This is a genomic window from Providencia sp. CIM-Carb-044 (genome assembly GCF_033901115.1).
Classification (GTDB): domain Bacteria; phylum Pseudomonadota; class Gammaproteobacteria; order Enterobacterales; family Enterobacteriaceae; genus Providencia; species Providencia hangzhouensis.
Map to the genome: position 1 here is coordinate 484,131 of NZ_JAXADV010000003.1, position 24,878 is coordinate 509,008.

The 24,878-nt window shown below is 42.9% G+C and carries 22 protein-coding genes; 15 read left to right on the plus strand and 7 right to left on the minus strand.

Annotation, left to right across the window (positions count from 1 at the left end; all coding sequences use genetic code 11):
- The first annotated feature begins 65 nt into the window (after positions 1–65).
- The 3 genes from purE to SJ312_RS08705 all read left to right on the plus strand — a co-directional run bounded on the left by purE (position 66) and on the right by SJ312_RS08705 (position 3,018).
- Positions 66–581 (plus strand): 5-(carboxyamino)imidazole ribonucleotide mutase, encoded by a 516-nt coding sequence (purE, locus tag SJ312_RS08695; RefSeq protein ID WP_094960984.1) that lies wholly within the window; start codon positions 66–68, stop codon positions 579–581.
- Complete coding sequence (purK, locus tag SJ312_RS08700) at positions 581–1,663, plus strand: 5-(carboxyamino)imidazole ribonucleotide synthase (RefSeq protein WP_112307357.1); 1,083 nt, start codon at positions 581–583, stop codon at positions 1,661–1,663. Before purE ends, purK begins: the two co-directional genes overlap by 1 nt.
- Positions 1,664–1,779: 116 nt before the next feature.
- Entirely contained in the window at positions 1,780–3,018 is a 1,239-nt protein-coding gene (locus SJ312_RS08705) for a CynX/NimT family MFS transporter (protein ID WP_094960983.1), read from the plus strand.
- 126 nt (positions 3,019–3,144) lie between these two features.
- Here SJ312_RS08705 and SJ312_RS08710 read toward each other — a convergent pair whose 3' ends face one another.
- The 3 genes from SJ312_RS08710 to ybbA all read right to left on the minus strand — a co-directional run bounded on the left by SJ312_RS08710 (position 3,145) and on the right by ybbA (position 7,891).
- On the minus strand, positions 3,145–4,515 hold the full coding sequence (locus SJ312_RS08710; protein WP_004260278.1) for an esterase-like activity of phytase family protein: 1,371 nt from the start codon (positions 4,513–4,515) through the stop codon (positions 3,145–3,147).
- 245 nt (positions 4,516–4,760) lie between these two features.
- On the minus strand, positions 4,761–7,208 hold the full coding sequence (gene ybbP / locus SJ312_RS08715; protein ID WP_319867449.1) for a putative ABC transporter permease subunit YbbP: 2,448 nt from the start codon (positions 7,206–7,208) through the stop codon (positions 4,761–4,763).
- Complete coding sequence (gene ybbA, locus SJ312_RS08720) at positions 7,205–7,891, minus strand: putative ABC transporter ATP-binding protein YbbA (RefSeq protein WP_004260298.1); 687 nt, start codon at positions 7,889–7,891, stop codon at positions 7,205–7,207. The genes ybbP and ybbA overlap by 4 nt, the downstream gene beginning before the upstream one ends.
- On the opposite strand from ybbA, the gene tesA reads away from it, so the two are divergent.
- The 5 genes from tesA (at position 7,859) to SJ312_RS08745 (ending at position 11,749) form a co-directional block, all read left to right on the plus strand.
- A complete protein-coding gene (tesA, locus tag SJ312_RS08725; RefSeq protein ID WP_319867451.1) occupies positions 7,859–8,500 on the plus strand; it encodes a multifunctional acyl-CoA thioesterase I/protease I/lysophospholipase L1 in 642 nt (213 codons plus the stop codon). The two genes, ybbA and tesA, sit on opposite strands and share 33 nt — an antisense overlap.
- Positions 8,501–8,578: 78 nt before the next feature.
- Positions 8,579–9,382, plus strand: a complete 804-nt coding sequence (locus SJ312_RS08730; RefSeq protein ID WP_004260306.1) for an SDR family oxidoreductase — start codon at positions 8,579–8,581, stop codon at positions 9,380–9,382.
- A 75-nt stretch (positions 9,383–9,457) separates the two neighbouring features.
- Positions 9,458–10,315 carry a co-chaperone YbbN gene (locus SJ312_RS08735; protein ID WP_094960978.1) on the plus strand — a complete coding sequence of 286 codons (858 nt, stop codon included), beginning with the start codon at positions 9,458–9,460 and terminating at the stop codon, positions 10,313–10,315.
- 13 nt (positions 10,316–10,328) lie between these two features.
- On the plus strand, positions 10,329–11,273 hold the full coding sequence (locus tag SJ312_RS08740; protein WP_094960977.1) for an SPFH domain-containing protein: 945 nt from the start codon (positions 10,329–10,331) through the stop codon (positions 11,271–11,273).
- Positions 11,270–11,749 (plus strand): NfeD family protein, encoded by a 480-nt coding sequence (locus tag SJ312_RS08745; protein WP_094960976.1) that lies wholly within the window; start codon positions 11,270–11,272, stop codon positions 11,747–11,749. Before SJ312_RS08740 ends, SJ312_RS08745 begins: the two co-directional genes overlap by 4 nt.
- Here SJ312_RS08745 and cueR read toward each other — a convergent pair.
- Entirely contained in the window at positions 11,703–12,113 is a 411-nt protein-coding gene (cueR, locus tag SJ312_RS08750) for a Cu(I)-responsive transcriptional regulator (protein WP_094960975.1), read from the minus strand. The two genes, SJ312_RS08745 and cueR, sit on opposite strands and share 47 nt — an antisense overlap.
- Positions 12,114–12,232: 119 nt before the next feature.
- Here cueR and copA point away from each other — a divergent pair, with 119 nt between their 5' ends.
- The 4 genes from copA (at position 12,233) to ybaK (ending at position 17,374) form a co-directional block, all read left to right on the plus strand.
- Complete coding sequence (copA, locus tag SJ312_RS08755; RefSeq protein ID WP_153673150.1) at positions 12,233–15,166, plus strand: copper-exporting P-type ATPase CopA; 2,934 nt, start codon at positions 12,233–12,235, stop codon at positions 15,164–15,166.
- Between the two features lie 183 nt (positions 15,167–15,349).
- Entirely contained in the window at positions 15,350–15,931 is a 582-nt protein-coding gene (locus tag SJ312_RS08760; RefSeq protein WP_004260329.1) for an HdeD family acid-resistance protein, read from the plus strand.
- A 147-nt stretch (positions 15,932–16,078) separates the two neighbouring features.
- Positions 16,079–16,879 (plus strand): TraB/GumN family protein, encoded by an 801-nt coding sequence (locus SJ312_RS08765; protein ID WP_110592243.1) that lies wholly within the window; start codon positions 16,079–16,081, stop codon positions 16,877–16,879.
- Positions 16,880–16,900: 21 nt separating this feature from the next.
- On the plus strand, positions 16,901–17,374 hold the full coding sequence (gene ybaK / locus SJ312_RS08770) for a Cys-tRNA(Pro)/Cys-tRNA(Cys) deacylase YbaK (protein ID WP_004260336.1): 474 nt from the start codon (positions 16,901–16,903) through the stop codon (positions 17,372–17,374).
- Positions 17,375–17,471: 97 nt separating this feature from the next.
- On the opposite strand, the gene ushA is transcribed toward ybaK, so the two are convergent.
- Positions 17,472–19,136 (minus strand): bifunctional UDP-sugar hydrolase/5'-nucleotidase UshA, encoded by a 1,665-nt coding sequence (gene ushA, locus SJ312_RS08775; protein ID WP_319867456.1) that lies wholly within the window; start codon positions 19,134–19,136, stop codon positions 17,472–17,474.
- A gap of 258 nt (positions 19,137–19,394) precedes the next feature.
- Here ushA and SJ312_RS08780 point away from each other — a divergent pair, with 258 nt between their 5' ends.
- The 3 genes from SJ312_RS08780 to SJ312_RS08790 all read left to right on the plus strand — a co-directional run bounded on the left by SJ312_RS08780 (position 19,395) and on the right by SJ312_RS08790 (position 23,558).
- A complete protein-coding gene (locus tag SJ312_RS08780) occupies positions 19,395–20,618 on the plus strand; it encodes an MFS transporter (RefSeq protein WP_004260347.1) in 1,224 nt (407 codons plus the stop codon).
- Between the two features lie 286 nt (positions 20,619–20,904).
- Entirely contained in the window at positions 20,905–22,653 is a 1,749-nt protein-coding gene (gene ybaL / locus SJ312_RS08785; RefSeq protein ID WP_094960970.1) for a YbaL family putative K(+) efflux transporter, read from the plus strand.
- 113 nt (positions 22,654–22,766) lie between these two features.
- Positions 22,767–23,558 carry an RHS repeat domain-containing protein gene (locus SJ312_RS08790; RefSeq protein ID WP_165879179.1) on the plus strand — a complete coding sequence of 264 codons (792 nt, stop codon included), beginning with the start codon at positions 22,767–22,769 and terminating at the stop codon, positions 23,556–23,558.
- Between the two features lie 66 nt (positions 23,559–23,624).
- Here SJ312_RS08790 and SJ312_RS08795 read toward each other — a convergent pair whose 3' ends face one another.
- Both SJ312_RS08795 and SJ312_RS08800 read right to left on the minus strand, forming a co-directional pair.
- On the minus strand, positions 23,625–23,975 hold the full coding sequence (locus tag SJ312_RS08795) for a DUF1937 family protein (protein ID WP_036958284.1): 351 nt from the start codon (positions 23,973–23,975) through the stop codon (positions 23,625–23,627).
- 110 nt (positions 23,976–24,085) lie between these two features.
- Positions 24,086–24,862, minus strand: coding sequence for a DeoR/GlpR family DNA-binding transcription regulator (locus SJ312_RS08800; protein ID WP_004260363.1), 777 nt, complete (start codon positions 24,860–24,862; stop codon positions 24,086–24,088).
- Positions 24,863–24,878 lie beyond the last annotated feature (16 nt).

Sequence of the window (24,878 nt, forward strand, 5' to 3'; positions counted from 1 at the left end):
TATGATCGAGACAATTCAATTTCCCACCTCAGGGTGATGTTTTTTTCAATACAGGAAAGCACCAAATGACTGCCCAAGTTCCTGCTCAATCTGCGGCAAAAATCGCCATTGTTATGGGTTCGAAAAGTGATTGGACGACAATGCAGCACGCAGCTGATGTATTAACAGAACTCCAAATCCCTTTTCACGTCGAAATCGTCTCTGCACATCGCACCCCGGATAAATTATTTTCCTTTGCTGAAAATGCGAAAAAAAATGGGTTTGATGTGATTATTGCAGGTGCTGGTGGCGCTGCTCACTTACCAGGAATGATCGCCGCTAAAACATTAGTCCCTGTTTTTGGTGTTCCTGTACAAAGCGCTGCATTAAGTGGTGTTGACAGCCTATATTCTATCGTGCAAATGCCTAAAGGTATCCCTGTAGGCACACTAGCCATCGGCAAAGCAGGTGCCGCAAATGCAGCACTTTTAGCCGCTCAAGTATTAGCAATAAGTGATACTGCTATTTTCAACCGCCTCTCAGCGTGGCGAGAAGCCCAAACCAATGATGTGCTGAACAACCCAGACCCGAGGGAAGCATAATGAAACCCGTTTGTGTGCTTGGTAATGGCCAACTCGGCCGCATGCTTCGTCAAGCGGGTGAGCCTTTAGGCATTGCTGTTTTTCCTGTAGGGCTTGATGCAGAACCTGAAGCGGTTCCTTATCAGCAAAGCGTCATCACCGCTGAAATTGAACGTTGGCCAGAAACCCCGCTAACAAAAGAATTAGCTCGCCATAATGCCTTTATTAACCGTGATATTTTTCCACGTTTAGCCGATAGGTTTCCACAAAAAAGCTTATTTGATAGTTTACAACTTTCTACTGCACCTTGGGCATTATTAGAATCCCCTGAACAATGGCCTGAGCTGTTTGCCACACTCGGTGAGTTTCTCATTGTAAAACGTAGAACTGGTGGCTATGACGGGCGAGGTCAATGGCGTGTTCGCCCTGGTGATGAAAAAAACCTGCCTGCTGAAATTTATGGTGAATGCATCGTTGAACAAGGTATCCCTTTTGACGCGGAAGTGTCTGTCATTGGTGCACGAAATGCAGCGGGGGAATCCGTTTTTTACCCGATCACCCATAATTTACACCAAGAAGGCATTTTGCGTACCAGTGTGGCCTTCCCTAAGTCAACTAATCCGCAACAAGAACAAGCTCAAGCTATGCTCAGCGCAGTGATGGATGAACTTGGTTATATCGGTGTGATGGCAATGGAATGCTTTGTCGTGGGCAATAACTTGCTGATTAACGAAATTGCGCCTCGAGTACATAATAGCGGCCATTGGACACAAAATGGCGCATCCATTAGCCAGTTTGAGTTACATCTACGTGCTATTTTAAACCTGCCAATGCCATCTCCAGAGGTATATAGCCCTGCCGTGATGGTCAATTTAATCGGCACTGATGTAAATATAGACTGGCTGAGCTTACCCCTCGTTCACCTTCACTGGTATGAAAAAGAGGTACGCCCTGCCCGAAAAGTGGGTCATTTAAACCTTTCCCATCGTGACTGCCACCAATTATCTGCCACACTGGCGGCTTTGATCCCACTTCTGCCAAATGAGTACAAAAGTGGCATTGAGTGGGCAAATGCAAAATTAGACTGGTACTCTCATCAATAAATAGGGAAAATAGCCCGATTCGATGCCCGAAACTATTTTCGGGCATTATGCTATTTTCGCCGTCATCCAGAAAACAAATATCCTGATTTAAGGTGTGCGGCATTACTGGAGTCAATATGTCCTCGCAGACTTTTAGTCCGTTTTATCAGTGGTGCATTCTTATTCTGTTAGGGCTGGTTTATTTTTTAGCCACCGCGACAACCTTTACCTCTCTTGGCGTGGTTTTACCTGAGATGATTAGTGAGCTCAAATGGAGCTGGAGTGAGGCTGGTTTTGGTTTTACGCTACTGGGTTTAACTTGCGGGCTGGCGAGTTTTCTCCCGTCTCTGTTAATCCGCAAAGTGGGTGTACGAGCCACTTTATTGCTAGGCACCAGTGTCTTTGTTGCTGGCTTTTATAGCCTTTATTCCACACAAGCCATCAGCACCTATTTTTTAGGTACTGCATTGATTGGTATTGGTTTCACCTTACTCGCCACGGTTCCGGGGACTTATGTACTTTCGCGGCTATTTGAAAAACAATCCCTTGCCTTTGGGTTATATTTCACCATCGGGGGATTGGGGGGTGTTGCAGGCCCTTGGATTTACTTTTACGCCTCAAACCAATTAGGCTCATGGCGTATGCATTGGGTTCTATGTGCCGTTTATCTTAGCATTGTCACGTTAATCACGATTTTTATGCTGCGAGAAGGTAAAAAAGAGCAAGAGCACGCAAAAAAGGTAATGCAAAAACAAGTTAGTGACGCAAGTAAACCTATTTATCGCACTGCAGAAGTATGGACAGTCGGCAGAGCACTACGTACATGGCAGTTCTACTTGATTGCTGCGACTTATACCTCGTTTTTATGGTGTGGTATCACCGTTAACAGTTTTGCTGTCGCCCATATTGAAGAGCGCGGCTTTGGCATGACAGTGGCGGTTTCATTATTAAGCACAATGGCATTTGTGAATGCATTCTCAAGGTTTATTGGTGGAGCCGCAGGCGAATGGTTAGAACCGAAGAAACTATTAATCGGTAGCCTAATTATCATGGTATTAGGTGTCATTTTCCTCAGTATTGCCACCTCATGGCTTTGGCTTATTTTATTTGTGTTATGCGTTGGTATTGGCTACGGCATGACCTTTTTGGCATCCAGTGTTTTACTGTCAAATTATTTCGGCCGAGGCCCATACTTAGAACTATTCTCTGTCGTAAATTTAATTTCAACGGTTGCCTGCTTAGCGCCTTTTATTGCGGGTGCAATAAAAGATTTCACAGGAAGTTTCACCCCTGCTTTTTTGGTTATCGCGGCTCCCGTTGTGGTTATTTTATTCCTTACTTTGATGATGAAGCCCCCTGCTCTCAATCACAAATAAAAAATCCCGAGTGATTAGCTCGGGAAAATTAAAACCAAAGGGAAAACAAGCTTAAGACCAGATATTGGATCAAAACATACTGCTTATTTGCGCCACCGAAAAAATTAAATGGTGGCGCAAAATCAATTACGGTTTTAACAACTCAGGGACGTTTAATAAGATAAACTCATTATCATCCGCTTTATTTGGCTCACGGCTAGATGAAAACGGATAATTATTATCATTACCAACAATAATGTGTTCACTATCAACCACATCCACGTTTTCAATAGTGAAGAATGGGAAAGTAAACACTCCGTCATTAAGCGGTTTTCTTGCCATATTGTTCGGGTCTTTGATATTCATTAAATCAATATAAGCCTGCTTATCTACTGGTTTACCTATATTGTTATCTGAAAATTCAATACGATAAACACGCTTGAATTTAGCTAAATTACTAAAGCAATTTTCAGTATTACTGCTTCCCGCCGTGCAGGCTTTATCTGCTGTACCTTCACCATTATCACGCTCAATGATTAGGCCGTGGGTATCATCAATTAAGTTAAAGTCACCAATGGCATTCTGATTGTCTTCAAAGACATACAACCAGCTTCTGCCTGTCCAATTTTGTTTTTTCACATCAAACTCAAGAATACGTGCTGCGCGTTTGCCATCAACATGTTCATAATCTTGTTTGTCATCAAGCCAAATCGCCCCTTCTAGCATTGGGTAGAGCTTAGAACCGTCTGGCGATGACGCCATACCTTCAAAACCTTTTGAACGGTTGACTTGGAAATTCACTTTATCTGCGGGTTTACCCGGTGTTGTGATTTGGTAGTGATCAGGAGAAACGACTTTCTTTCCATCTACTTGTGTCTCAAATAAAGCTAATACTTTGCCATCCAAATCCATTTTGATTAGGTAAGGGCCAAACTCATCGCCAACCCATAGAGCACCACCCGCAAATTGAAAACTTTCAGGGTCAAAATCACTGCCTGTTAAATAGCGTTCTTTTGTGCTCTCATTCGTAATATGAAAAGGGATAATTTTATCGGGGTCATGGAAGAAAACCGTTTTTAATGGCGTTGTATTACCTGATTGAAAATCAATATCATATTGAGTGACATACAACATCGAATCAGGAGAATTGGCTTTGTTGCCGAATCCATTATCAGTTAAAACCCAGTAAGTGCCATCCGCCATACGTTTAATACCCGAGTGCCCTTGACGTGGCTGGCCTTTGATTGGAATGTACATTCCTGTTGGGCGATCTGCGGATTTACCTTCCACTTTCCCCAAACTATCAACACGAACGCCAGTGGTAAATTTACCGCTCACTTGCATGTCTGAAGGTGCACCTTCGGGGGAAGAAACCGTTGAATTAACAGGAAGAATGGAGTGACCCGCTAACGTTGCTGGCACTTCTTGTTGTGCAAACCCGGTGATGCTAAATGAAATTAAACCAGCCAATAAAGATAACGAGCCCAGTTTACGTTTAATCGAATGGTTATTCTGCATTGTTATGTTTCCATTTTAAGGCTATCAATAATTGATGGCGGAATCATAACGTCGATGAATGAAGCTTTTATGAAGGATTGGAGACAGTTATTTTACTGAAAAACAGGTTGTTTTTAGAATATTCAATAAATAGTGGTATTAAGGTATTTCCCTAATACCACCATATTCTAAATAACTCGAGTTGCATGTAGATCAACCTATCTAAGCGCAGTCAATGACCATGCAACTCGAAGTATGACGAGCATTTAACTATTAGGTAAACGACGGTGCTGACTCCCCGTCCCTAATAAACGCAGTCCTAACCAACTACCACAAATAGACAATAGAATTGCCGCGCACAAAGGCAATAATACCCACATACGCCATTCTGGCTGCCAAGGGAAGTCAAACACTTTACTTTGCAACAACCATAATGCAATTTCTGCCCCAAATGCCGCCGCAAGCCCTGCCATTAAGCCAAGTAATGCAAATTCGCTCCATAATGTTCTACGCATTAACTTTTTGCTGGCGCCTAACGTTCGGTATACCACAAGCTCCCGCTCTCGCTGGCTCATTCCCACTTGAATTTGTGCCAACAGCAGTAACAAGCCACAGAAAATAACCAATACCACCATCACTTCTAAGGCTTGGCTCACTTGCTGAAGAATTTGCTGAATTTGGGTGATAATTGCACCAGTATCGAGCACATTAATGGTTGGATAATGGCGGCTAAGTTGCGTTAATAGCTGCCCATCACCTTCATAGTGGAAGCTGCTCAGCCAAGTAGCCGGCATTTGAGACAGACTTTCTTCAGAGAAAATAAAATAGAAGTTCGGTCGCAGGCTTTCCCAATCAACCGTACGAATACTACTGACTGTTGCACTAAAGACCTGAGCCCCTGCGCTAAATGTAAGTTTATCGCCTAATTTCAACCCGAGTTCTTTAACGACCGTTTGTTCAATTGAGACTTCTCCCGCTTTCGGTGGCCATGTCCCTTCATCAACCACATTGGCTGGCGCTAAATCAGATTGCCAAGTTAAGCTCAATTCACGTCGTACCGTATTATTATTTGGATCACGTTGATCCGCCCACTCAATCGCTGACTGGTCATTAATATCGGTTAAACGCGCTAACACCACAGGGTTGAACTCTGTGGGTTTCACGTCAAACTCAGCTAATAGCTTGGTAACAGGCTCAAGCTGTGACTGGTTCATATTAATCAAGAAATAATTCGGGCTATCTGCGGGTAATTGCTGCTGCCAACGGTCAAGCAAATCACCACGCACTAAAATCAGCAGCGCCAATAACATAAATGACAACGAAAAAGCACTCATTTGTGTGATGGTTTGCAACGGCTGGCGCAATAGACGGCTAACAGATAAACGCAAGCTTAATTGACGGAACTTAATATGGCGTAGCCCCCATAAGCCTACCCAACCAATCAGCGCAAGTAGAACGGCAACCACGACAATACCCGCCAAAATTGACCACAGCAGAGGGTTAACGCCAGCAAACACAAATAAGCCGCCAACCACAATTAAAATAACAATCGGCAGATAGTAATATAGCGGCCAAACGGGTGATTTGGCATCTTCACGTAATACTCTAGAAGGCTGAGTTGCCATCAGCTGGTAATAGGGACGGCTGCCAACAATAATCGCAATAATAAATAATGTACCAATCGCCCAAACCCAAGGCATCAAACTCGCAGGCGGCAATTCCTTCGGCAACATAGCCCCTAAGATTTGCATTAAAATGCCTTCAAAAGCCAAACCTAATAATGAGCCGAGTAAAGCCGCAGCGGTTAAAATCACTAACCACTGCCCAATAATCCACTGACGTAATGCGCTACGCCCTGCGCCTAGAGTTTTTAATACTGCGATTAGTTGATGACGGCTGCGGCAATAATGCGTCATTGAAACCACGACCGCAGCAATGGCTAGCAGCAGGGTTAATAAAACTGACAACAATAAAAATTGTTGAGCACGTTGAAACGTTTTCCCTACTGCGCCGTTATCTTCGCTTAATGTATACCAACGTTGATCATTTCGCAGATCTTGCTCATATTTTTGTTGAAATGCATCAATAAGCTGGCGATCGCCGGCAAACATGTCGCGATAAGTTAACCGGCTACCTAATTGAATTGCTCCCGTTAATGGTGCATCTTCAATTGCTATCAATACTCTTGGAGCAATCTGGAACGGGTTAAAACCGCTGTCAGGCTCTTGAATTAGTTTACCCGAAACTTTTAGCGTCGCATCTCCGATATCAATGTTATCCCCTACATTGAGGTTCAATAATTCTAATAACCGTGGTGCGACTAGTATCTCCCCTTTTGTCGGGGTTAACCCAGCAGGTTCAGTGATAAGCTCACCATATAATGGATATGCCTTATCCGCTGCTTTCACTAACACCAGTTGTGGCCGAGCGTCTTCATCTTCCGTCGCATAAGCCATAGTAGAAAATGATATTTGTTGGCTTAACGTTAAACCCTCTTTTTGGGCCTCTTGTAACCATGCTGGGTCGCTTGGATGAGAAGATCGTAAAACTAAGTCACCCGCTAATAGCTCACGGCTTTGGTAACTCATGCTATTTTCAATGCGATCGCTAATTCGCCCTAAAGCCAGTACACAAGCAACAGCAAGGGTGAGTGCAAGCCAAACAATCAGTAACGAGGGGGTTTTCCATTCACGCCAAAACCAACGCCAAATCATGCTTCTTCCCTCAACTGCCCATCGACCAAGCGCAAACGGCGTTGGCAGCGCGCAGCCAGCTCGTTATCGTGAGTCACTAAAATAAGGGTCGTCCCGTGCTGTTTATTCATATCAAACAGTAAATCTGCAATTTTATCCCCTGTGTGGCGATCGAGATTTCCCGTTGGTTCATCAGCAAATAAAATCTGTGGGCGGCCATTAAAGGCACGAGCAAGTGCAACACGCTGTTGCTCCCCCCCTGACAACTGTGGTGGCATATGTTTTAGGCGATCTTTTAAGCCTAAATCCGTCAGTAAACTCGCCGCGTGTTGATAACTTTCAGACTCAGATTCGCCACGTAACAAAGAAGGAAGTTGTACATTTTCAATGGCATTTAAGGTTGGGATCAACATAAAGGATTGGAACACAAAACCGACACTTTGTGCCCGTAAGCGTGCCCGCTGCTCTTCGTCCATTTTAGTGAGGTCTTGACCTAATAAATTAACCGTTCCACTGGAACCGTCATCCAACCCCGCAATAATCCCTAGCAAGGTTGATTTCCCCGAACCTGACTCCCCAATTAAAGCAATTGTTTGCCCGGACTCGACAATTAGCTCAACACCTTGCAATATAGTCAGTTCATGTTCACCTTGACCAACACGTTTAATGAGATGATGAACTTCAAGAATATTATTCGCCGACATATATTGGTATTTCTCCTGTTACTGACTGCAAGTGGGCACGCACTTGCGTCAACTAAGCTATTAATCTTAGGTGATAGCCTAAGTGCAGGCTACCGTTTACCGGCTGAGCAGGCTTGGGCCTCCTTGCTTGCCGAACGTTGGCAGAAACTTTCCCCACCCGTTGCTATTGTTAACGGTAGTATTAGTGGGAATACCTCTGCACAGGGGTTAGAACGCCTTTCCGTTTTACTCGAACAAAACAAACCTAACTGGGTATTGATCGAATTAGGTGCAAATGATGGCTTACAAGGTCTCCCAGTTGAACAACTCGAAGCTAATTTACAGCAAATTATCGATCAAATCGTGCTATCCGGTGCGAAACCGCTCTTAATGCAAATTCGCATTCCACCTAACTATGGAAAACGTTATACGACAAGTTTCGAAAAAGTCTATCCGAAATTGGCGCAAAGTAATCAAATCCCATTACTGCCGTTTTATATGGAAACCGTGATAACTAAGCCTGAATGGATACAACAAGATGGTATTCACCCTACCGTTGAAGCCCAGCCATCCATTGCTGATTTTATGGAAAAACAGCTTTTCGAACATATTTTACCGTCTAGCAAATAAAACAGACGTTAAACAAGGGTACTAAAACGCTCTTTTATACCCGAAATAGATTCAGTTGCATGAAACCAAGGTAAAGTTATGCAAACATCGGCACGAAACAAAAAATCAGTCCTGGTCACAGGAGCATCAAGCGGTATTGGCTTTTGTGCTGCACAGACACTTCGGCAGCGTGGCTACCATGTTATTGTTGCCTGCCGTAAAGAAAGCGATATTTTACGCCTAAAAGAGCTAGGTTATGACACTGTCTCCCTTGACCTCGATAATAAGGATAGCATAGAAACCGCGGCTCAAACGGTGTTAACACTCTGTAATCACCGCCTTTTCGGATTATTCAACAACGCTGGTTTTGGGGTGTATGGCCCATTAAATAGCGTCAGCCGCGAACAACTTGAAGCCCAGTTTTCCACTAACTTTTTTGGTGTTCACCAGTTAACGTTTTTGCTATTACCTGCAATGCTAGCGCACCATGAAGGGCGAATTATCCAAACTAGTTCAGTGATGGGGGTTATTTCAACTCCCGGACGTGGCGCTTATGCTGCCAGCAAATACGCATTGGAAGCCTGGTCCGATGCACTACGCTTAGAATTGGCAGGAACAGGGGTGAAAGTGAGTTTGATTGAACCGGGCCCGATTCATACGGCTTTTACTCAAAATGTTGAACAAACACAAAAAGATAAACCCGTTAAAAACCCAGGTATTGCTTCACGTTTCACCTTAACACCAGAACATGTGGTAGAAAAACTGATCCATGCGTTAGAAAGCTCGCGCCCAAAAGTACGCTATTCTGTCACGTTATTAACCGTCGCAGTGCGTATCTTAAAACGTATTTTACCTGACAAAATAATGGATAAAATACTGGCAAATCAGGGGAAAAAAGCTTGAAAAAAGCAAAATCAGCCCCATTTTATTATTATTGCTCACAAATTCTATTGATAACAAATTCAAAAGAGACTTCTTATGTTTGCTAACGCTCAGATAATTGATATTAACGAAACCAACCTACACCAAGTCATTGAACAATCAATGAACTTACCTGTCATGTTTTACTTTTGGTCACCGCGTAGCCCTCATTGCCAAGATTTCGGGACCATGTTGGAAAAAATTGCCAACGACTACGCAGGGTCATTTATTTTAGCTAAAGTTAATTGTGATGAAGAACAAATGATCGCAAGCCAGTTTGGCTTAAAAGCGATCCCTACTGTGTATGTATTACAAAATGGCCGCCCTGTTGATGGCTTTGAAGGACCACAACCAGAAGAGGTGGTGTTGGAAATTTTATCTCGTGTGCTGCCAAGCCCAGAAGAAATGAAAGCAGCACAAGCTGCTGAATTAATTGCAGAAGGTAAAACACAAGAAGCGCTGCCATTGTTAAAAGAAGCCCATCAGTTGAACCCCAAAAATAGCGACATCACGTTATTATTGGCAGAAACACAAATCGGTTTAAATCTCGTTGATGACGCACAAGCTACTTTAGAAGCTGTCCCATTACAGGATAAAGACAGTCGTTACCAAGGTTTAATCGCACAAATTGAATTATTGAAGCAAGCTGCGGACACCCCTGAAATTCAGCAATTACAAGATGAATTCAATCAAGATCCACAAAATACAACGTTAGCGGTTCAATTAGCCCTAAAACTGCATGAGGTGAACCGCAACGAAGAAGCGTTGGAAATGTTATTCGGCTTTTTACGTACCGACTTGGGTGCGGGTGACGGTGCAGTAAGAAAAACCATGATGGATATTATGTCGGCAATGGGAACCGGTGATGCAATTGCCAGTAAATACCGTCGCCAAGTATATTCATTACTTTACTAATTAAGGGTTAAATATGGACTTGTTCGCCTTTGGTGCAATACCGATTATCATTTTTGTCGCTGTCGTTATTGTTTTTACCTGTGTTAAAACAGTACCGCAAGGCTTTCAATGGACCGTTGAGCGCTTCGGTCGCTATACCCGTACGTTGCAACCCGGCTTACATATTATTGTCCCATTTATGGACAAAATTGGCCGTCGCATCAATATGATGGAACAAGTCCTTGATATCCCATCTCAAGAAGTTATTTCTCGCGATAATGCCAACGTCACTATTGATGCTGTCTGCTTTATCCAAGTCGTTGACCCAGTACGTGCAGCCTATGAGGTTAGCAACCTTGAGCTTTCGGTATTGAATTTAACCATGACAAATATTCGTACCGTATTAGGTTCCATGGAACTAGACGAAATGTTGTCACAACGTGATTCCATTAATAGCCGCTTGTTGCACGTGGTGGATGAAGCAACCAACCCTTGGGGTGTCAAAATTACCCGTATCGAAATTCGTGACGTGAAGCCACCAAAAGAATTGATTAGTGCGATGAATGCGCAGATGAAGGCTGAACGTACTAAACGTGCCGATATTCTTGAGGCCGAGGGGATCCGCCAAGCGGCAATTTTAAAAGCTGAAGGTGAAAAACAGTCACAAATTCTCAAAGCCGAAGGGGAACGCCAGTCGGCATTTTTACAAGCCGAAGCGCGTGAAAGAGCCGCGGAAGCGGAAGCAAAAGCGACACGAATGGTATCTGAAGCTATCGCCGCTGGTGATATGCAGGCTATTAATTACTTTGTGGCGCAAAAATACACCGATGCACTGACCAGTATTGGTTCTGCCGAAAACAGCAAAGTCATCATGATGCCATTAGAAGCCAGTAATTTAATGGGCGCAATTGGTGGGATTACTGAGCTAATCGGCGAAAGCAAGAAAACCAGTGCCATGAAAAAGCAGGTAAAAGAATGATAGAGCTTATCAGTGCTCAACCCGCATGGTTTTGGCTGTGCCTTGGTGGGCTATTGCTGATTGGTGAACTTCTTGGTACCGCAGGCTATCTTTTATGGTCGGGTATTGCTGCGGTGCTTGTTGGGGTTATCGCTTGGGCACTGCCATTTATCGGTTGGGAGTGGCAAGGGATTTTATTTGCCATTTTTACCGTTGTCTCTGCTGTGTTATGGCGCAACTGGTTGAGGAATAAGCAAAAAAATAAGGCAGATAACGTCAACCAAATTAGCCATCAACTCATCGGTGTTAAAAGCCGTTTGTTGTCAGATACTGAAGAAGGTTTTAGCCGTGTACGCCTTGCGGATGGCAGTTGGCGTGTCTATAGCGACACGCCATTAAGTGCCAATACAGAAGTGGTGGTCATCGCAGTAGACGGCATCACCTTGCAGGTTAAGCCTTCGCATGATGACAGCACCCACGTGCCAAGTGGTCAATAATTGGGCAATCCGCACCATCATCCCCAGGGCATACGTCCACGAGCTCTTGTAATGTATCTCGAATAGCAGACAATTTAACGATTGTCTGCTCTATTTCATTTATCTTCGCTATCGTTGTCGTTTTTACATCCGCACTATGTCTGGTTGGATTACGAAATAAACCTAACAGTTCGCCACATTCATCCAAGGTAAAACCCACATCTTTTGCCTGTTTGAGCAATACGAGTTCGTTTAAATGACGCTCCTGATAATAACGGTAGCTATTTTCCCCTCTTTCAGGCGGTGTAATTAGCCCTTTGTCTTCATAAAAACGAATAGCTTTTGCAGTTAGGCCCGTTTTTTTGGCAATTTCACTAATATTCATAATTCCTCTTGACCTTAACCTTGCTGGAAGGTGTAACCTTTGTTCATTGTCGAATTATAGACCTAATTGTAGATAAAGTTATAGACCCAATACATCAAACGGGTTTTGGAGGCTGCAAAATGAGTAACATGATTATTTTAAAATTACAGGGGCTAAGCTGCATGCACTGTGTCGGCTCAGTCACTAAAGCGCTCGAAGGGCGCGGTGATGTCACTAACTTAAAAGTCACTATCGATTATGCCGTGATGGAAAGTGATGCCAATGTGGCTGATTTAATTAAAACCATCGTTGACGCAGGTTATGAAGCTGAAGTGGCTACAGCCCCAGATATCGAATTACAACTTTCTGGCCTCAATTGTATGAAATGTGCGGGTAAAACACAAAAAGCACTCGAAGAGGTTGACGGTGTCGCCACTGCTGTTGTCGATACGACTAGCGCCAAGGTATATGGCACTGCGGATGCGCAAACGTTAATCGCTGCCGTTCAACAAGCTGGCTACAATGCAGAACTGGCTCAAACAAAAGCGATCACTTTAGCCCTTTCGGGTCTAACTTGCATGAAATGTGCCGCTAAAACACAACAAGCGCTAGAAGCGGTTGATGGTGTTGAAAGCGCAACTGTCGATACCCAAACCGCTGTTGTTCGTGGTACGGCCTCCGTAGATGCCTTAATTGCTGCGGTTCAAGCCGCTGGCTACCAAGCCACTGAGAATGAATCTCACCCAAAAACTGAGCCGCTGAGTACCACAACTGAACAGCCGGAAGCTGATTCAGCGGCAATCTGTGAGATCCCGGCACAAGAGTCTGATTTAGGTGAACAGCCTGAAATTAGCCCAATGGATGACAGCATACAGTTACTGCTCGATGGCATGACCTGTGCCAGTTGTGTCAACAAAGTCCAGAAAGCCTTAAATAGCGTACCGGGCGTTGAAAATGCACGTGTCAACTTAGCAGAGCGCAGTGCTTTAGTCACCGGAACTGCTGAACCAAATGATTTAATCGACGCGGTTGTCAAAGCAGGCTATGGCGCGGAGATCATTCAAGATGAAACCAAACGCCGTGAGCGCCAACAAGAAGTCGCGCAAGCCAATATGCGCCGCTTCCGCTGGCAATCGGCATTAGCTCTTGCCCTTGGTATCCCAGTGATGGTATGGGGGATGATGGGCGATAACATGGTGCTGACTGAGCAAAACCATACCATTTGGCTCACCATTGGTGCATTAACCCTTGCGGTAATGGTATTTGCAGGGGGGCACTTTTATCGTAATGCATGGCAAAGCCTGAAAAATGGCAGCGCCACTATGGATACCTTAGTTGCGTTAGGAACAGGAGCGGCTTGGCTTTATTCGATTGTGGTGAATATTTGGCCTGAGTTATTCCCAGACCAAGCTCGCCACCTTTATTATGAAGCCAGTGCTATGATCATCGGTCTTATTAACCTTGGTCATGCCCTAGAACAGCGAGCTCGCCAACGTTCATCAAAAGCCCTTGAACGCTTGCTAGACCTAACACCGCCAACTGCCCGTGTTGTCACAGAGCAAGGCGAAGTGGATATGCCACTGGAGCAAGTCAAAAAAGGGATGGTTTTACGCTTAGCAACTGGTGACCGTGTCCCTGTTGATGGTGAAATTATCGAAGGCGAGGTTTGGTTAGACGAAGCCATGCTAACGGGTGAGCCAATCCCACAGCAAAAAAGCAAAGGGGATCAAGTCCATGCAGGTACTGTGGTACAGGATGGTACCGTGCTATTTCGTGCCGCGGCTGTCGGTAGCCAAACGACTTTAGCTCGAATTATTCACCTTGTTCGCCAAGCACAAAGTAGTAAACCACAAATTGGCCAGCTTGCTGACCGTATTTCTGCCGTCTTTGTGCCGATTGTAGTAGCTATCGCCTTAATTTCAGGTGCAATTTGGTACTTTGTTGGGCCTGCACCACAGATTACTTACGCACTCGTTATCACCACAACCGTGTTAATTATTGCGTGCCCTTGTGCGCTTGGCCTTGCAACACCAATGTCGATTATTTCTGGCGTGGGCCGAGCGGCTGAGTTTGGCGTGTTAGTACGGGATGCGGATGCATTACAGCAAGCCAGTGAGTTAGATACCATTGTCTTTGATAAAACAGGCACATTGACTGAAGGCATGCCTCAAGTTACGGATATCCACGTGTTTAATGGGTTCGAACAAGACACCGCCTTACAATTTGCCGCTTCATTGGAAAATGGCTCTAATCACCCACTTGCCCGCGCTGTTTTAAATCGCGCAAAAGGCTTAACACTACCCGCTAATGAGCAGTTTAGAACCTTAGCTGGGTTAGGTATTAGTGCAATAATTAACGGCCAAACTATTTTGTTAGGTAACCAAAAACTGTTAGCGCAAAATAATGTTGATACCCGTGACGTTGAAGAAACATTACACCAGCAAGCCACTCAAGGCGTAACGCCTGTTTTACTGGCTGTTGATGGTAAAGTTGCCGCGCTGTTATCTATCCGTGACCCATTGCGTGAAGATAGCATAAGCGCACTGGCGCGGTTACATAAACAAGGTTTCCGATTAGTCATGTTAACCGGGGATAACCCAGTAACTGCCAATGCGATAGCCAAAGAAGCGGGTATTGATGAGGTAATAGCAGGCGTCATGCCAGACGGTAAATCCGCCGCGATTGAAGCCTTACAAGCTAAAGGCCACAAAGTTGCGATGGTGGGTGATGGTATCAATGATGCCCCTGCTCTAGCCCGAGCTGATGTAGGTATTGCGATGGGCGGCGGCAGTGATATCGCTATTGAAACGGCATCGATTACCCTGATGCGCCAAAGCTTACATGGTGTAGCCGATGCAGTGTCTATTTCGAAAGGAACACTGCGTAATATGAAGCAAAACTTATTTGGGGCCTTTGTTTACAATACCTTAGGTATCCCAATTGCCGCGGGTATTTTATACCCAATTACCGGGACTTTACTTAACCCTGTCGTTGCAGGCGCAGCAATGGCTTTATCATCCATTACCGTGGTCAGTAACGCAAACCGCTTATTACGCTTTAAACCTGAGAAATAATACCCAAAAAGGGAGGAACATGAGTTCCTCCCTTTTTAATGATGAATGCTGTTCATATCGAAACCTTGTCACCACAATACTTCATTTTCTTACTAAGTAAAAATCGCATTATTTTTTATGTCATTAATATCAAGCTAAGCCTATACTTATAAATAGTTAGTTACTTAATATTTGGAGTACAAAATGCTTAATATTGATCGTGAAAAACTCGCCAAACTTGCAGGCGAAGAGTTTAAAAAGCAACGTACCTTTTTGGTGATCTTATCCATTTTACTGTTGGCTGGTGGAATTTTTTGCATTATCAACCCAATGATTTCAGGCATTGCCGTTAGTACCGTACTTGGGGTGCTCCTGATTATTGGGGGCGTTGGCGCGATTGTAAGCATTCTAAGTACCGTGATCTATACCGGTTGGTCTCGGTTATTTGGTTTTGTTATTGGCCTTATCTATATCATTGTCGGCTACTCGTTTATTAAAGACCCGTTACAAAGTTTGGTAGCTTTGGCTATTTTAGTGGCGGCTTTATTTATCGTGGGTGGGGTCATTCGGCTGTATGTCGGCTTCCAACAAATTAGCTCAGCGGGTGGCTGGTTACAAATCATCATTGGGCTGTTAGATTTCTTTATTGCCTATTTACTTATTGGTAATGGCCCAATTACATCAATTACCTTACTGACAACCCTAATTGGTATCGAAATGGTGTTTAGTTCCTTTAGTTTGTTCACGTTACTCAGTGTATTTAAAGGTATCAGTAAAAATAATTAACCCTACCATGCCCCTTTAACAGGGGCATTTTTTCACCTCCACGATGTCATCAACCTGCTAAAAAATGCGCAATTCGCGATGAGTATTCGCAAATTGCGGCTAGATTGTTTAACCTAATAAAATGAGAGATAACACAGGGACGAAATCGTGGGTAAACTGTTCGAAAATTTAAAAAATTGGCTTCATACGCAAACCGCTCCGGCTTACCCTTACCCTGCCATTGATATTCGGCTATCAAAAAATCTTAAATTGCACGTTGTGGGTAGCATCCATATGGGAACAGAAAATATGTTTCCTTTGTCTGCCACATTATTAGATAAACTTAATCTCGCAGATGCCTTGATCGTTGAGGCGGATATCACTGAAACTCACTCCCCATTTCCTAGCGATACCACCGAACTTCTCCCTGTCGAACAACGACTCACTCTTGATGAATATCACCTTTTTCAACAATATTGCTTAGAGCTCCGCCAATCCCCCGAACGCTTTGATGCCTTACCCTCATGGCAAATCGCCCTGATTTTGCAAGCAACCCAAGCCCAAGAACTCGGGCTTAGAGGCCACTACGGTATTGACTACCAACTTATCCGTAATGCGCAATCACAACTCAAACCAATTATTGAACTAGAAGGAACCGCCTCTCAAGTTGAATTGCTGCTTTCTTTGCCTAATAATGGGTTAGCGTTATTACAAGACTCATTGAAACACTGGCGTGAAAACGCACGCTCGCTACAAACGATGATAGGCTGGTGGCTAGACTACCAACCCAATAATCGTACCGCTTTACCCAATACCTTTAGCGAAGATATTTACCAAGTATTGATGAAGCAACGAAACGCGAATTGGAGCGAACAACTTAGGTCACTTCCTGATGGTAACTATGTGGTTGCCGTTGGTGCGTTACACCTGTTTGGTGAAAATAGTCTGGTAGAATATTTGCGAAACTAAGTCATAAATAGAAGGCTCAAAATGACCCCAGCCGTTAAATTACTCGAAAAACAAAAAATTTCCTTCACTTTACATCCTTATGACCACGACCCAAATGAAAGTAACTTTGGTGATGAGGCAGTACAAAAACTTGGGTTAGATGCCAAGCAAGTGTTTAAAACCTTGTTAGTCGCACTCAATGGCGATCAAAAAACGTTAGCCGTGGCCGTAACACCTGTTTCAGGGCAATTAGATTTAAAACAGGTTGCCAAAGTGTTTAAGGTCAAAAAAGTTGAAATGGCGGACCCACAAATCGCTCAAAAAACAACGGGATATTTGCTTGGGGGAATTAGCCCATTAGGTCAAAAAAAACGCTTACCAACAGTAATTGACGACCAAGCTCAGCAATATGCCACTATGTTTGTTTCAGGTGGGAAACGTGGGCTAGATATTGAACTTGCTCCTACCGATCTCGCCAAAGTGCTGAATGCAACCTTCGCTGAAATACGAAAATAGCATTACACTTTGATGGCATTGAGGATTATTGGATAGTATTAAACTAAAAAGCCCCACTGTGAAATAAAGTGAGGCTTTCAAGGTAATAATGATTTAATTATTTATTATTATAAATAATTTCACCTTTTGGCTCATAGTCTGCCGCTTTCAGCGGGGAGTGTTTTTCAATATACCCTTTGAGCACTTCCGCATCGACAAAGCCGGTATTAACGTAATTAGGGTGGTTGTCAATTTTCGGGTAACCGTCCCCACCAATTGCATTAAAATTCAACGTTGCCATACGATACGTTTTGGCCGGGTCAACAGGCTTCCCATCAATTTTGACATCACTAATCGTGCCATCTTTATTCAGGGTTAAATTCACATTGTAGAACTGACCATACGCGCCTGCATCTGGTTTCATATTCGCAACCGCAGTCAGGTATGGGATAACCTCATCACCTTTGAAGTCCACATAAACTAACTCATTGGCAAACGGTTGAACCTTAAGCACATCTTTATAAGTGATATCGCCACTTTCAATGGAATCACGAACACCGCCACCGCTCATAATCGCGAAATCAGCCCCTGCGCGTTCTTTTTGTGCAGCTAACAGAAGATGCCCCATATTGGTTTGCACAAAACGCACTTTACTGCGATCACCTTCAAGTTTACCTTCAACAGAGCCCACTTTAACACTCAATTGCTTGTCACCTTTTTCTTGATAAGGTGTCAGTAATTTCATCATGTCAGGGTTATGAGCAATTTCTTGCGTATAGTAAACTCGCTCGCTAGTCCCATCTTCTTTTGTGACTTTTTTCTTCAAGTTAATTGGGATTAACTGGTAGTGCTTCAGGGTAAACTTACCGTTTTTAAATTCAAAATCCGCACGGCCAACATATTTACCCCATTCATGGGCTTGCACAATCCAAGTTCCATTTTGGTTATCTGGCGCACACGGTGTACCGGGTACATAGTCTTCCTGTTTGTAGTTTTTCTTTTCTTGAGACATACAAACAGGGTCTTGTGAGTGACCACCCACTATCATATCTAAATAACCAGCAGGTAAACTGCGTGCCATTTCTACATCGCCTGAGGCATTCGAACCATGGTTGCCATCATCATAATGCCCCATATGGGTTGCGGCGATGATAATGTCTGGTTTTTCTGTCGCACGGAGCTCTTCAACCACTTTTTTGGCTTCGTCCGCAGGCACACGGAATTCGACATCAGGGAAGTTGGCAGGGTTACCAATACGCACGGTGTCATCAGTGGTTAAACCCATAACCGCAATTTTTACACCTTGTTTATCAAAGATTTGGTAAGGTTTGAAAAGGCGTTTACCTGTACTGGTTTGATAAATATTGGCGGATAAAAACGGAAAAGTTGCCCATTTTTCTTGCTGACGCAGCGTTTCAAGTGGGTTATCAAACTCGTGGTTTCCTAATGCCATTGCATCGTAACCGACTAAGTTCATTCCTTTAAAATCAGGTTCTGCATCTTGTAAATCAGACTCTGGTACACCGGTATTAATATCGCCACCAGAGAGCAGTAAAACACTGCCACCTTGCTTAGCAACTTCGTCACGAATTTCATCAACTACCGTTTTTTGCGCTGCTAAACCATATTCACCGTGGTCGTTGTGCCAAAAGTGGCCATGATGGTCATTGGTATGCAAAATGGTAATATTGTATGTTTTGTCTTTTTCCCACGCATTTGCCATAGTTGCGGGTATTAACGCTAACGATACCGTTAATGCGCATGCCTTAAATGCAAACTTCATACATTTCTCCCTGCTGGTATAGGAATTTTTATACAGTCATATTAGATTATAGTTTGTCACTACCTGCTGTCTTATAGCATAAAAATATGAGCAGGATTTGATACCTATTGCAGAATAAGAAATTCGTTTCATAAAAATGAGATCGCCATCAAATAATTAACGAGCACTAGTTATTCACGTGATTTATTTATTCATTTAAATAAATTGTATTTCAGTTATATTAATAACAATTATGTAACACAAAAAGTTGATAATGACATGAGTGAGCAAACCACAACCCCCAACAACCCAAGCCCGTCAAAGCCATTAAATAAAACAGGGAAAACGGTCTTTAGTATCCTAACTGCGATCAGTGTTTCTCATTTACTCAATGACATGATCCAGTCACTGATCTTAGCCATTTATCCTTTATTACAATCTGATTTCTCATTGAGTTTTGCCCAAATCGGGATGATTACCCTTACTTATCAGATTACCGCATCACTGTTGCAACCGATTATTGGCTACTATACGGACAAACATCCACAACCTTATTCCTTGCCAATAGGAATGAGCTTCACGCTAACGGGGTTAATCTTGTTAGCGATGGCAGAAACCTTCCCGACCATATTACTTGCAGCAGCATTGGTTGGAACGGGTTCTTCTGTCTTCCATCCTGAATCTTCTCGTGTTGCTCGTATGGCTTCAGGGGGTCGTCATGGTCTGGCACAATCATTTTTCCAAGTCGGAGGCAACTTGGGCGCCTCCCTTGGGCCACTACTTGCAGCACTAATTATTGAACCCTACGGAAAAGGCAATATTGGCTGGTTCTCGCTCGCTGCTCTGCTTGCAATTGTTATCTTGTTGCAAGTCAGTAGCTGGTACAAACAACAACACCGCGCAGCAAGTAAAAAGCCGATCAGTGCAGGGAATGTTAAAGTCCTACCACGAAAAACAATTATTGGCTCTTTGGCAGTACTGTTAATTCTGATTTTTTCAAAATATTTCTATTTGGCAAGTATCAGTAGCTATTACACCTTTTATTTGATCGATAAGTTCGGTGTTTCTGTACAAAATGCTCAGATTCATTTGTTTGTTTTCTTATTTGCCGTTGCCGCAGGTACTATGATTGGTGGGCCAATAGGTGACAAAATAGGACGTAAATACGTTATTTGGTTCTCAATCCTTGGAGTTGCGCCATTTACCTTAATTTTACCCTATGCATCTCTTTATTGGACTGGGGTGCTTACCGTAATTATTGGTATGATTTTAGCCTCTGCATTTTCGGCTATTTTAGTCTACGCACAAGAGCTGATCCCTGGTAAAACCGGCATGGTATCAGGGTTGTTCTTTGGGTTAGCATTCGGCATGGGGGGCGTTGGCGCTGCCGTTTTAGGCCATATCGCAGACCAGACCAGTATTGAACAAGTTTATCATTATTGTGCTTTCTTACCCTTACTTGGGATTTTTACAGTATTGCTGCCAAATATTGGCAAAAAATAGATTTATTTTCTTATTTTACCCATGCTTACCTAAAAATAAGTATGGGTCTTTCCTTCCATAATTCAGATTAATTTCAGATAAAAATCTCACAAACACACAGCTTGTAACGATTTAGCTCCTTTAACCTGTCTTTTTTTTAAAAACATTTCATTTTTTTAAGGAAATTTATCTCAAAAAAAGTTAGAATATAAAAACATGCAATTTGCATTTTAAAATGAAGGCCTCATTTTAAAAGTCAACGGCATGTACCCACCTTTCTATTTTTATATTCACCAGAGGAGACTAAATGGAGCATTCAACGCCCTTAATCACAACCATTGTTGGTGGTCTCGCCCTTGCATATTTGTTAGGTATGATCGCGCAGCGATTAAAAATTTCCCCTTTAGTTGGCTATCTTGCGGCCGGTGTTCTCGCAGGCCCATTTACCCCCGGCTTTGTTGCTGATGCAGCATTGGCGCCTGAACTTGCTGAAATCGGTGTTATCTTACTGATGTTTGGGGTAGGCCTACATTTTTCATTAAAAGATTTACTTGCTGTTAAAGCTATCGCCATTCCTGGAGCCATTGCACAAATCGCAGTGGCAACCTTACTGGGTCTTGGCCTGTCCATGTTATTTGGCTGGGGAATATTTACAGGTGTTGTATTCGGCCTGTGTTTATCAACCGCCAGTACCGTCGTATTACTACGTGCTTTAGAAGAACGCCAACTGATTGAAAGTCAGCGTGGGCAAATTGCTATAGGCTGGCTGATTGTTGAAGACCTCGCCATGGTCTTAACACTTGTTCTTCTGCCTGCTGCTGCGGCTATCATGAACACCGATGACGCTAGCTTCAGTGAACTCACGTTAGGCCTTGCATGGACAATAGGTAAAGTTGTTCTATTCATATTTATTATGATTGTCGTGGGGCGTAAAGTTATCCCATGGATTTTATCACGTACCGCATCAACAGGTTCTCGTGAACTGTTTACTCTTGCCGTACTAGCACTTGCATTGGGTATTGCCTATGCCGCTGTGGCTATTTTCGATGCCTCATTTGCCCTCGGTGCGTTCTTCGCAGGGATGGTATTAAATGAGTCTGAGCTCAGCCACCGTGCTGCACAAGACACGCTGCCATTACGCGATGCCTTTGCCGTCCTGTTCTTTGTCTCAGTTGGGATGCTGTTCGACCCAGTGGTATTAATTGAGCAACCGCTAGGGATTTTAGCCGTTCTCGCCATTATCATTATTGGTAAATCCGCAGCCGCCTTAGTACTTGTTAGGATGTTTGGTCATTCACGACGAACTGCATTAACCATTTCTGTTAGTCTTGCACAAATTGGTGAGTTTGCCTTTATCTTAGCCGGTATGGGTTTAACCCTAGGCGTCATGGATAAAGATGCACAAAACTTAGTATTAGCAGGCGCAATTGTCTCGATTATGCTAAATCCTGTGTTATTTAGCTTATTAGATAAGTACCTTGAGAAAACCGAGACAATCGAAGAACAACTGCTGGAAGAGACTCTGGAAGAAGAAACCCAAGTTCCTGTCGATATCTGCGGCCACGCAATCATCGTCGGTTATGGTCGAGTAGGTGGTATGCTTGCAGACAAACTGCGTAGAAGGGAAATTCCGGTTGTTGTTGTTGAAGATACCCGCGCTCGGTTTGAAGAACTTGCTGAAAATGGCTTTAGTGCAATTTTAGGCAATGGTGCAAATAAAGATATCATTAGCCTTGCGCGTATTGAATGTGCCAAAACATTGCTTTTAACAATCCCTAATGGTTATGAAGCCGGTGAAATTGTCGCAACCGCAAAAGAAATGAACCCAGATGTCACTGTGATTGTTCGTGCCCATTATGATGATGAAGTCAGCTTTATCAAAGAGCGTGGAGCAGACCATATCATTATTGGTGAACATGAGATTGCTAAATCCATGGCGACTCTCATGTGCAATGATGTGGAAGAGTTCGGTTGTTCAATCGATGATTTTATTGATAATGACAATAAAAAAGTTGAAGGCAAAAACTTAGATGAATATCTAAAACCTAGCCACTAAACACCGCCCTATCTTTAAAGCCGTAGCCTTTGGGTTACGGCTTTTTTACGCAAACTTTTTGCTCATCTATTAGGTAGTATTCCGTAAATATAAATCACCTAGGAACTTACCGAATGAAAAAAACGTTCTTATTTCCCCTATTAACCTTGCTCGCTTCATCTGCTTATGCAGCTGAAAACTGTAGTGATGAACAACGGAATATGCATCGTGACAACTTGCATTTGATGATACAAAAAATCGTTTATGGCCCTGTCAAAACAATTAAATCTATAAACTATAGCTCGGTTCCTAAAGGCTCATCGTTAGACACTAAAACAATTGAAATGATATTTTTACCTTGTGGTGAACTGGAAAGCTATCAAAGTGAATCAAAATGGTTTTTAAATGGAGAGCTCTTCTCATCACTGAAAAGAACAATCCAGAAAAAACCAGTTTATACAATGGTGAACCTGATTTCATTCGACCAACCCGTGCAGAATATGGAAAGCAAGTTCACTTTTGAACAAGACCCATCAGGCAAAATATCAGAAATCAGAACTCAAGACCAAGCAGGCAAAGCCTATACTGTCACAGCTAAGTATAAAAATGACAAAATAGATTCGACAAAAGGTTTTTTTGAAGGGACAGAGGTGTTTTACCAATATTCCTATGATGACCAAGGTAGGTTAGCCGCTATTCATGGCAATTCAGGGCGTGATACTCGCCAATTTACTTATGACTCTGATGGCTTTTTTCAGAAAGAAACACGGGCAATTAAAATTGATACTGATGAAATAACTACCACCATTGAATGTCTCGAAACTGATAAATATGGTAATTGCTTAACTGAAACAGTAACCAATTCACATAGTAGCCAGCCAACCCCTTTAATTGAGACGTTTAAATACCAGTACCAGTACTATTAATTTGTATTCCATGAAAAATCCATGACGATAAAACGTCATGGATCATCAAGAAACTATAAATAAGCGTTATTCTGCCATTTGTACTTTGAACTCATCCCCTGTCCAAACCGGCAACCCTTGGTCTTTAAAAAACTGAATTTCCGCTGCAACACCACCGCTCTTTTCCCAGCCTGGCAATGTCAGCACAATTAAACCATCACAGCGCTTTAGAAATTCCATATCAATAGAAGACCATGCGACTTTTTGCCCCTGTGAGGCCAAGTATTGGTTAATTGGATGGGTCATCGTGATTTGGCTATAAGTAGCGATACCTTTAAGCGCAAGTTCTGCTGCAAATTTAGTACATTCAGCAAAGCGCATTTCTACGACACTGCTATCGGGGTCTGAATAAGGGCAAGCAATAAAATAGAGGCTCATAATCATTCCTAGTATTGGCGTTAATCAAATTTTGGGTAAAGTAACCCTATGAGAAATAATTAAATATATTTCATAGGGAGTGTTTATAATTAAATGATAAAAATTAAAGCTTATTCAACATCCGCAACAATAATTTTCGTTTTAGGATGTTTTTTATTTTCAGGTAATTTAAATTCTTTGCTGGTTGTCACCAAATAATCAATATTGTCCCAACTCGTCACAAAATTAATCGCATGCTTATTAGCCTTTGTGCCATCCGCTAACACCATTAATTTATCGCTGTTTTCCATCATCTTTTGCGCAATTGCGGCTTCATCGACGTGCTGATCCATCACACCATGCAATGCATGTATCGCCCCTGCCCCAATCACTGCGTAATCTGCAAAAAACTCAGCAATATTTTTTAGCGCAATAGCACCTAAGCATGCGTTTTGTGCGGCGTTAAATTGCCCACCAATCAAAATTGTTTCGATAGTTACGTTTTCTTGTAACGTATTTGCCAATAAAGGCGAATTCGTAATAACCGTTAAATTATCAATCAACTTGATTCTTTGGCTAAATTCAAAGGTCGTCGTGCCAAAATCGATAAACAATGTGTCTCCGGGTTTAATCAGCTCCGCGGCTTTCGCTGCAATCGCTTTTTTCTCATCAACCGCGGCTTGGGCTCTTTCCGTAAAATTACGTTCAAATTTTGACTGAATGTTTACGGCTCCACCATGGACTTTTTTTAGTAACTTTTGTGTTTCAAGTTTACTAAGGTCACGACGGATAGTTTCTTGCGCAACATTAAAATGTTTAGCAAGCTCCTGTACGTAAACCTGCCCTTGAGTAGAAAGTAACTCAATGATGGTTTGATGACGTACTTTTGAGGAACGTCCCTCACACATAGTTTAATCCTTCTTA

Coding starts and splice junctions, on each gene's coding strand:
- ybaK (WP_004260336.1), top strand. CDS start 16,901: ATGACCCCAGCCGTTAAATTACTCGAAAAACAAAAAATTTCCTTCACT.
- tesA (WP_319867451.1), top strand. CDS start 7,859: ATGATGAACTTCAAGAATATTATTCGCCGACATATATTGGTATTTCTC.
- SJ312_RS08800 (WP_004260363.1), bottom strand. CDS start 24,862: ATGTGTGAGGGACGTTCCTCAAAAGTACGTCATCAAACCATCATTGAG.
- copA (WP_153673150.1), top strand. CDS start 12,233: ATGAGTAACATGATTATTTTAAAATTACAGGGGCTAAGCTGCATGCAC.
- SJ312_RS08730 (WP_004260306.1), top strand. CDS start 8,579: ATGCAAACATCGGCACGAAACAAAAAATCAGTCCTGGTCACAGGAGCA.
- ushA (WP_319867456.1), bottom strand. CDS start 19,136: ATGAAGTTTGCATTTAAGGCATGCGCATTAACGGTATCGTTAGCGTTA.
- ybbA (WP_004260298.1), bottom strand. CDS start 7,891: ATGTCGGCGAATAATATTCTTGAAGTTCATCATCTCATTAAACGTGTT.
- SJ312_RS08790 (WP_165879179.1), top strand. CDS start 22,767: ATGAAAAAAACGTTCTTATTTCCCCTATTAACCTTGCTCGCTTCATCT.
- SJ312_RS08735 (WP_094960978.1), top strand. CDS start 9,458: ATGTTTGCTAACGCTCAGATAATTGATATTAACGAAACCAACCTACAC.
- SJ312_RS08795 (WP_036958284.1), bottom strand. CDS start 23,975: ATGAGCCTCTATTTTATTGCTTGCCCTTATTCAGACCCCGATAGCAGT.
- SJ312_RS08780 (WP_004260347.1), top strand. CDS start 19,395: ATGAGTGAGCAAACCACAACCCCCAACAACCCAAGCCCGTCAAAGCCA.
- SJ312_RS08710 (WP_004260278.1), bottom strand. CDS start 4,515: ATGCAGAATAACCATTCGATTAAACGTAAACTGGGCTCGTTATCTTTA.
- purK (WP_112307357.1), top strand. CDS start 581: ATGAAACCCGTTTGTGTGCTTGGTAATGGCCAACTCGGCCGCATGCTT.
- SJ312_RS08745 (WP_094960976.1), top strand. CDS start 11,270: ATGATAGAGCTTATCAGTGCTCAACCCGCATGGTTTTGGCTGTGCCTT.
- ybaL (WP_094960970.1), top strand. CDS start 20,905: ATGGAGCATTCAACGCCCTTAATCACAACCATTGTTGGTGGTCTCGCC.
- SJ312_RS08740 (WP_094960977.1), top strand. CDS start 10,329: ATGGACTTGTTCGCCTTTGGTGCAATACCGATTATCATTTTTGTCGCT.
- SJ312_RS08760 (WP_004260329.1), top strand. CDS start 15,350: ATGCTTAATATTGATCGTGAAAAACTCGCCAAACTTGCAGGCGAAGAG.
- SJ312_RS08705 (WP_094960983.1), top strand. CDS start 1,780: ATGTCCTCGCAGACTTTTAGTCCGTTTTATCAGTGGTGCATTCTTATT.
- ybbP (WP_319867449.1), bottom strand. CDS start 7,208: ATGATTTGGCGTTGGTTTTGGCGTGAATGGAAAACCCCCTCGTTACTG.
- cueR (WP_094960975.1), bottom strand. CDS start 12,113: ATGAATATTAGTGAAATTGCCAAAAAAACGGGCCTAACTGCAAAAGCT.
- purE (WP_094960984.1), top strand. CDS start 66: ATGACTGCCCAAGTTCCTGCTCAATCTGCGGCAAAAATCGCCATTGTT.